This window comes from Pseudomonas sp. S4_EA_1b (assembly GCF_016307435.1).
Classification (GTDB): Bacteria; Pseudomonadota; Gammaproteobacteria; order Pseudomonadales; family Pseudomonadaceae; genus Aquipseudomonas; species Aquipseudomonas rhodesiae.
On record NZ_JAEILC010000055.1, the window covers coordinates 78,525 to 85,421 of the forward strand.

Annotated in this window: 6 protein-coding genes and 1 pseudogene; 2 read left to right on the top strand and 5 right to left on the bottom strand. The window is 59.5% G+C overall.

Annotation, left to right across the window (positions count from 1 at the left end):
• The 3 genes and pseudogenes from YA0848_RS18850 to YA0848_RS18860 form a co-directional block, all read right to left on the bottom strand.
• Positions 1 to 902 (bottom strand): annotated as a pseudogene (locus YA0848_RS18850) (hypothetical protein); the annotation flags it as partial.
• Entirely contained in the window at positions 880 to 3,405 is a 2,526-nt protein-coding gene (locus YA0848_RS18855) for a CS1-pili formation C-terminal domain-containing protein (RefSeq protein WP_040267679.1), read from the bottom strand. The gene YA0848_RS18855 and the pseudogene YA0848_RS18850, both read right to left, overlap by 23 nt.
• A 115-nt stretch (positions 3,406 to 3,520) precedes the next feature.
• Positions 3,521 to 4,012 carry a CS1 type fimbrial major subunit gene (locus tag YA0848_RS18860; RefSeq protein WP_034096086.1) on the bottom strand — a complete coding sequence of 164 codons (492 nt, stop codon included), beginning with the start codon at positions 4,010 to 4,012 and terminating at the stop codon, positions 3,521 to 3,523.
• 523 nt (positions 4,013 to 4,535) lie between these two features.
• Here YA0848_RS18860 and YA0848_RS18865 point away from each other — a divergent pair.
• Both YA0848_RS18865 and YA0848_RS18870 read left to right on the top strand, forming a co-directional pair.
• Entirely contained in the window at positions 4,536 to 5,084 is a 549-nt protein-coding gene (locus YA0848_RS18865) for a PadR family transcriptional regulator (protein ID WP_034111922.1), read from the top strand.
• The gene (locus YA0848_RS18870) at positions 5,081 to 5,848 is read left to right on the top strand and encodes a siderophore-interacting protein (protein ID WP_034096084.1); all 768 of its coding nucleotides are present in this window, start codon (positions 5,081 to 5,083) and stop codon (positions 5,846 to 5,848) included. The genes YA0848_RS18865 and YA0848_RS18870 overlap by 4 nt, the downstream gene beginning before the upstream one ends.
• A 78-nt stretch (positions 5,849 to 5,926) precedes the next feature.
• Here YA0848_RS18870 and YA0848_RS18875 read toward each other — a convergent pair whose 3' ends face one another.
• Both YA0848_RS18875 and YA0848_RS18880 read right to left on the bottom strand, forming a co-directional pair.
• The gene (locus YA0848_RS18875) at positions 5,927 to 6,553 is read right to left on the bottom strand and encodes a Pr6Pr family membrane protein (protein WP_034096083.1); all 627 of its coding nucleotides are present in this window, start codon (positions 6,551 to 6,553) and stop codon (positions 5,927 to 5,929) included.
• Positions 6,554 to 6,557: 4 nt separating this feature from the next.
• Positions 6,558 to 6,791: a VF530 family DNA-binding protein gene (locus tag YA0848_RS18880; RefSeq protein WP_034096082.1), complete on the bottom strand. Its 234-nt coding sequence runs from the start codon at positions 6,789 to 6,791 to the stop codon at positions 6,558 to 6,560.
• Between the last annotated feature and the right edge of the window lie 106 nt (positions 6,792 to 6,897).

Below are 6,897 nucleotides of genomic sequence, written 5' to 3' on the forward strand. Positions count from 1 at the left end.
TGATTCAGCCAGGCTTGCCAACCGCCTTGGGGCACCAGTTCGATGCGGTTGCCGCCGGGTGGGACTTCGACCTTGAGGTCGTGCTCCACACTCAGCGTAAAGTTGAAGGTAAGGACGTTATCGTTGGGCATCATGACGTCGCCCATATCGAAATCCATCCCCGGCCCCACCGTATAGGTCAGGCTGCCTACGTAATCGCCCGAGGACATGCTCAGCGGATTCGGCGTGCGCAGCTCATAACCCAGGTACAGTGACGTGTAGCGCAAGTTCGGCACCCGGAACAACGCCTGTTTGACACAGGTTCCATCTCCTTCCGGGATTCGCCAAAAATACGATGAGCCCGTCGAAGTGACTGTTTGAGTTCCGCTGGTTTGCCTGCACGGCAGAGCATCCCTGGCCCACCAGCCGCCGCGCCACATCAAGTTATGCCCAGCGGCGCCCCCAGTCCCGGTCATTTGCGAGACATTACCGCCCAGCTCATGCCATCCACCCAAGCCACCAATACGCATGTCCAGCGTTTGCTGCTCGCCGGTCCTGACATGCGTGACCTGCACTGAGCGAAACTGCGAGGGCACTCTGAACATGGCGCCTTGGCGCATTTCATTGTTGGCGGCGATGGGCCCATTGGCACTGAAGCTCAAGGGCGATAGCAAACTGGCCAAACCCCATGTTTCACAAAACGCCGGTTGCCACAGACAATGCCCCAAGTTCGGTGAGGTGTTGACGAACTTGTTCACCATAGGGTTCGCCGGGTCGGGTTTGAACACTGCCGTCACTTCCAGTACGCCCGCGAAAGACAAGGGCGTTGCAACCCCCAGTACCAATGCGATTGCCACACGCTGGATGCGTTTGAGCCCTGCTCTGCACAAAATCACACCGTTAACCCGCTTTGCCACTGCCATTGAAGGCCTCCGCTAACGTATCCGCGGTGCAGCGCAAGTCGCCGATCATCAGCACGTTGCTTTCCTCACGGGCCTTGGAAGGATCGAGTCGGAACTGGCAGAGCAACTGGTTGTTGCGCCGCACTTCGAGGGTTGGCGAGCTGGCGTTCATCTCAAGCGAGAAGAAGCCGTCGACTTCGCTGACGCCACGGGTGGCGTGGTTGATCACATGCAGGCCCTTGAGCGGCTTGCCCTGAGGGTCGACCAGGCGCCCGAGCACGGTGACGGTCTGCATCACGCTGATCTTGCGGTAATCCACCCCGCCCTTGTTCAGGTGGTAGCGGGTGCGTTGCGGCTGGATCGAGGCCGACGGCGCATGGTTGCCCTCGAAGTCGAAGCTGACCGAGCTGCCTTTGTAGGCCGCCACCGGAATGAAGTTACGCCCCGGCCGCAACGCTGTGCTGCCGCCGCTCATGTCATCGGCGCGCAGGGCGATGTCATCCACGTCGGTTTCCACGTCCACGATCAAGCCGGAACCCGACCCGTGGTACTGGCTGGTGAGCACCATTTCCCGCTGCCCCATGGCGAAGGTGCTGTCCAGGTTCAGGCCGCCGGACAGTTCGTTGTTGAACGAAGAACGCTGGACGAAGCCGTCACCGGTAACCACATCGTTCTGGAAACTGGCCATGCCGGACAGACCGACGCCGTAAGTGTCGGTGATCGCGGTCGCCGACACGCTTTGCAGGACGTGATCCTTGAGGTCTTTGCGGTAGGTCAGCGAGGCGTTGTTGTCGCGAGTGCCGTCACGGGCGGTACGGGTGCCGATGCTGGCGGACCATTGCTCGCCCGGCGCACCGAGGGCCAGGCTGACACTCAGGTCGACGCCACGGTTGCGCCGGTCGCCGGTGCTGGCGGTCGCCGGGCGGTCGAACACCGACAACCGCCAGTTGGCGTCGTTGCCGAACAGGTGGGTGCGCTCGGTCCAGCCCAAGTCCAAGCCCAAACCATCGGTATTGCCTTGGCTATAAGACACGCGGCCATTGATCGAACGCAGGTTGCTGAGCCGGTGGTTGAGGGACAGCGATGCGTTGCTGGTCTGGCCGACGAACACATCGCGCTGGCGGATGCGCGTGCCGTCGGGCAGGGTTTCGTAGGTGTTGCGGGTGTCGAGCCAGCTACGGGTGTAGTTGAACACCACCGTGCCGGCACCGTAGTTGTAGAGGGCGTTGAAGTCGGCGCCGGTGCCGTATTTCTCGGTCTGGTACAGGTTGGCATACAGGCTGGCGTAGTTGGCCAGGGTCCAATCGATGGAGGTGCCGTACTGCATGTTGTCCTTGACCTGGCGCCCGGACACGCCCAGCACCACACGCGGGTGTGCCAGGTAATTCAGCGAGACCCCGGCGGTCGGATCGCCGCTGGTCTGCTCTTCGTAGTTGCTCAGCAGTTTGCTTTCCCGGCCCGCAAACAGGTTGTAGCGCCAGCGCTCGTCAAGGTTGCGCCAGTTGTTGGGTTTGTAGACCAACTCTTGTGTGGTGCTGGTGATCTGGCCGTCTTCGATCAGGCGCACTTCCACTTCATAAATGCCGCCCGGCAAGGCACGGGTGTCCAGACTCTGCAAACCGCTGCCGACGGCCTGGGTGTTGATCAGCAGGCCATTGCGGTAAATCTCCACCGATGCCTGGCGGCTGGCGGTGACGTAAATCGGATACACGGCAGGCTTGGGGTTGTTGATCATCAGGCTGTCGGAGCTGCCGTACATCACCCCGATGGCGGTGTCCGGGCTCGCGCCGAAGGAGCGCAGTTGGCGGGTCAAACCTTCGGAGTTGGGGGTGAAGTAGCCCAAACGCAGGAAATTGCCTTGCAGCTCGCGCTGGGTGTAGAGCGAATAAACGGCGTGGTTGAGGTCCTGGTCGTCCGGCCCGCCCAGCCGCGACAACTGCATGTTCAGGGTCTGGCTCCACAGGCCCAGGCTGCTGCTGGCATCCAGGCCGAAGCGCCCGCCCAGGTCCTGGCCTTCACCGCCACTGAGGTTCAGTTGGTTACGTACGATCAGGCCGGTGCTGCCGCCGGTGGGCAGGAAGTAGTAACGCTCTTCGTCGGCGTCACGTTCGGCGTCCTCGGTCAGCAGGGAAACCTTGGAACCTTCCAGGTTGTAGTGCACCGCCAGGAGTTTTTCCGGGCAGTTACTTTCGCAGCTTCCCAGTTTCACGCCTTGTTTCAGATAGTCGGCCCAGCGATCGCGCTCGTCGTCCTTGATCACGCTGCCGTCGTGGTCGGTGAATTCGAGCAAGGTCAGGCGGTCATCCCGCGATAGCACCACCATCGCTTCAGAAACAAACTCCTGATCGAGTTCAACCCTGACCGCCAGAGGCACATCAAAAAAATGCTCTTCAAAGTCTGCCGGCAAACCCTTGGCCTGGGAGAGCAAACTACGGGGTGTGGTGCCGTTGGCGGGATCTGCCGCCAACGCGCCCGCACAAAACAACAGGGCGAGCGCTGCCGCGATGGGAGTCATCGGGAACATGAACGGAATACTCTGATTTTCGAACTGCAATAAGGGAACCGATCAACCGACATGACTGCCTGCCGATCGGTATCACTACCCAATAAGCCGACGCTTATTGATCAGCGGGCCTGCCTCACTGAGTGACGCGAGGCTCGTGATCGAACACGATGGTGTAGTTGGTGGTGAAGAGCCCGGAAACACCATCAGCCGGCTTGGCCGCGGCAATCACCAGATCAGCCTGAGTACCCGGCGTGGAGCTGGCGTCATCGACCACTTCCAGCGGCGAGCCGGTCAGCACCACACCGTTGAAGGTGTTGGTCAGAGCGATGGCGTCGGTGCCGTTGCTCAACGAAGCAGGACCACCTTCGATGTAGGCTTTGATGGAGCCTTCGGTGTTTTTCACGTCGTAGGTCGCGCGCAAGGAACTCAGCTCACCGGACACGGTGTTGTAGTTCATGACTTCGTCACGACCGAAGTTCGGGTCACGCGGCTGAACGTGGAACTGTTTAGTCGGGATCGAGGCTTTGATGTTGATGACGCTGGACGCTTCACCGACAGCGAACACACTGGACGAACCGAAAGCCAGGGCAATCAGTGGCAGTACGAAAGCGGTTTTTTTAAGCATTTTGAGTACCTGTTATCGCATTAAGAGCGTTAGTTGAAAAACTCAGTTTCGTGCGTGGCACAACCCGGAAAAACCGAGTCCTGCGACGCACGTAAATAGTCCCTCGAAACGCCTTTTCGCGAAGCCAGTACTTTCGTTTAAAGCAGTAGTTAATCACGACACGACAAGACAGAAGAAAACCTTGATATTCAATATGATGGATATTAACTGTAAGCCGCTTATTACATCACTTAATGCAGTGTACTACTTGCATTAACAATTCAACTGTAAGACGAATACTACATGCCGTACAGGGCCTGATTGTTATCTGATTTAGAGTAATAACTCCAACTAACAAGTTAGTACCTGACACTTGAAAACGCTACTTATTTGCTGAGTAAAACAGCCGATCAGCCGCCGTTGCAGACCCAGTGCAGCCCCGCTCGCAAGGGCTTGCGCGCGCCGATACCGTTCGTCAGAGGTTTTTGCATGACTCATAAGATATATCTTACGTTGTATCTAAATGAGACAGGAGAGCATGACCATGAGAGACCCTCATCACCACCGAGACCACGGTGACAGCCGCGACGGCTTCGACAAACGCCCCGGCCGCGAACGCGGCGGGCGCGGCCCACGGGTGTTTGCGCCGGGAGATTTGAAATTGCTGCTGCCGGCGCTGATCGCCGAACAGCCGTGCCATGGCTACGATTTGATCCGCCGCATCGAAACCTTGTTCGACGGCGCCTACACCCCCAGCCCTGGGGTGATCTACCCCACGCTGACGTTCCTGGAAGAGAGCGAGTTGATCGCCGGCGACAGCGAAGGTGGAAAAAAACGCTACACCATCACCGACGCCGGTCGTCTCTTCTTAAGAGAACAGGCGGTTGCCCTCGATGGCATTCGTTTGCGCATGGACGTAAGCAAACGCTCGTTGCGCGGCCACGACCGCCCGCCGGAAATCCACGAGGCAGTGCACAACCTGCGCCATGCCTTGCATTCGCACCACGGGCGCTGGAGCCCGGAAGAAATCGTACGGGTCGCCGCGCTGCTCAACGGCACCGCCCAAGCCATCGCTGACGGGAAAGCTCAATGAATAAGCCAGGTATCCACCGCGTCACCCACGAGATCAAGCGCCGCCGCCTCGACGTGCTGCGCGTGGTCGACATCACCCCACGCATGCGCCGCATCACCTTGGGCGGGCCGGAACTGGCGGGCTTTATCAGCCTGGGCAGCGACGACCACATCAAGCTGCTGTTCCCACGCAACGCGGCCGAACAGGCCGCGCTGGACAGCCCGACGTTCAACATCAAGGGCGACGGCCCGCAACCGGCCATGCGCGACTACACCCCGCGCCGTTATGACGCGCAACGCGGCGAACTGGACATCGACTTCGTGCTGCACGGCGATGGCCCCGCCTCCACTTGGGCCGCACAGGCTACGCCCGGCCAGCACCTGCACATCGGCGGGCCACGGGGTTCGATGATCGTGCCGGACATGTTCGACAGCTACCTGTTGATCGGCGACGAAACCGCGCTGCCGGCCATCGGCCGACGCCTGGAAGAACTGCCCGCCGGGCGCAAGGTATTGGCTGTGATCGAAATCGCCGATGCGGCGGAACGCCAGACGCTGCACAGCGACGCCGATGTCGAGGTGATCTGGGTGCTGCGCGGCCAGGATGACCTGCTGGAAACCGTGCAAAACCTGACATTGCCCCAGGGCTCGCTGTACTGTTTTGTGGCGACCGAGACCCAATTGGCGCGGCGGGTGCGCCGGGTGTTGCTCGATACGCATCGGGTTAACGAGGAATACCTCAAGGCCGTTGGCTACTGGCGCGCTGACGGCAGCGAAGAGGCATAACTCATCGCTCCAGCAGGATGAAGCCCCAATCCTGATAGCAGCATGTCAGCCGACGATGAAGCGGCTGACATGCCCGCATCAGCGCGATGGCGCTCGCAAAGACTTGTCCATCCCCACCACCAACAACGCAATCAGCACAAAACCCGCCAGAATGCCGCCGGCATTCACGAACACCTGTGGATAACCCAGGGTGCTCACATCGATGAACGGGTACTGATACTGCCCGAGCAAATCCCCCCGCAACAGCGCGTAGCCGAAGTACACCAGCGGGTAAATCACCCACAGGCCGATATGGGTTAAACGCAACTGCCCCTTGGGCACGCAACGCCACCAATACAGCGCAAACAGCACGGGCATAACGTCGTGCAGCAATTCATCGGCAATGAATTGAAAACCTTCGGGCTGCCACAAATGTCGCAGCAACAGGTTGTAAGCCACGCCCACCACCACAATGCTCACCGCGATGCCGCTACTCACCGCCGGCGCGAGAAAAAACCGCTGCGCCGCCGACGGGCGTTTGACCAGGGCATAACTGAGCACCACCGCCGCCAGGGTGTTGGTCAACACAGTGAAGAAACTGAAAAAGTTGATCAGCCCGCCCATCAGGCTGGCGCCGGCCTCCCAGCGCGAATAGAAAATCAGGTACTGCTGAATCGCCAGGCCCACCCAACCGGCCAGTGCCGCTGCTGCCACATACCGCTTCATGGGATCAATCCAACGGTCGTTTGGTGCGCATCAGCTTCACGTACAACCCTTCGACTTTTTCCCGCGCCCACGGGGTTTTGCGCAGGAAGGTCAGGCTCGACTTGATACTCGGGTCGCTCTTGAAGCAGCGGATATCAATGCGCTCGGCCAGGCCTTGCCATTCGTAATGTTCCACCAGCGTAGTAAGGATGTGTTGCAGGGTGACGCCGTGGAGCGGGTCATTGCTTGTCGCGGTCATGCCAGGCCTATGAAAAAAGGGGGTCGGAAAGGTGCACACCTTATCACCCCGTCAGACCAGGTAAAAAAGTTCCCGTTCCCAGCGAAAAAGAGATGTTATATTGTAA

Excerpts from the sequence above, each read along its gene's own strand:
- YA0848_RS18855 (WP_040267679.1), bottom strand. The coding sequence starts at position 3,405 with ATGTTCCCGATGACTCCCATCGCGGCAGCGCTCGCCCTGTTGTTTTGT.
- YA0848_RS18860 (WP_034096086.1), bottom strand. The coding sequence starts at position 4,012 with ATGCTTAAAAAAACCGCTTTCGTACTGCCACTGATTGCCCTGGCTTTC.
- YA0848_RS18865 (WP_034111922.1), top strand. The coding sequence starts at position 4,536 with ATGAGAGACCCTCATCACCACCGAGACCACGGTGACAGCCGCGACGGC.
- YA0848_RS18870 (WP_034096084.1), top strand. The coding sequence starts at position 5,081 with ATGAATAAGCCAGGTATCCACCGCGTCACCCACGAGATCAAGCGCCGC.
- YA0848_RS18875 (WP_034096083.1), bottom strand. The coding sequence starts at position 6,553 with ATGAAGCGGTATGTGGCAGCAGCGGCACTGGCCGGTTGGGTGGGCCTG.
- YA0848_RS18880 (WP_034096082.1), bottom strand. The coding sequence starts at position 6,791 with ATGACCGCGACAAGCAATGACCCGCTCCACGGCGTCACCCTGCAACAC.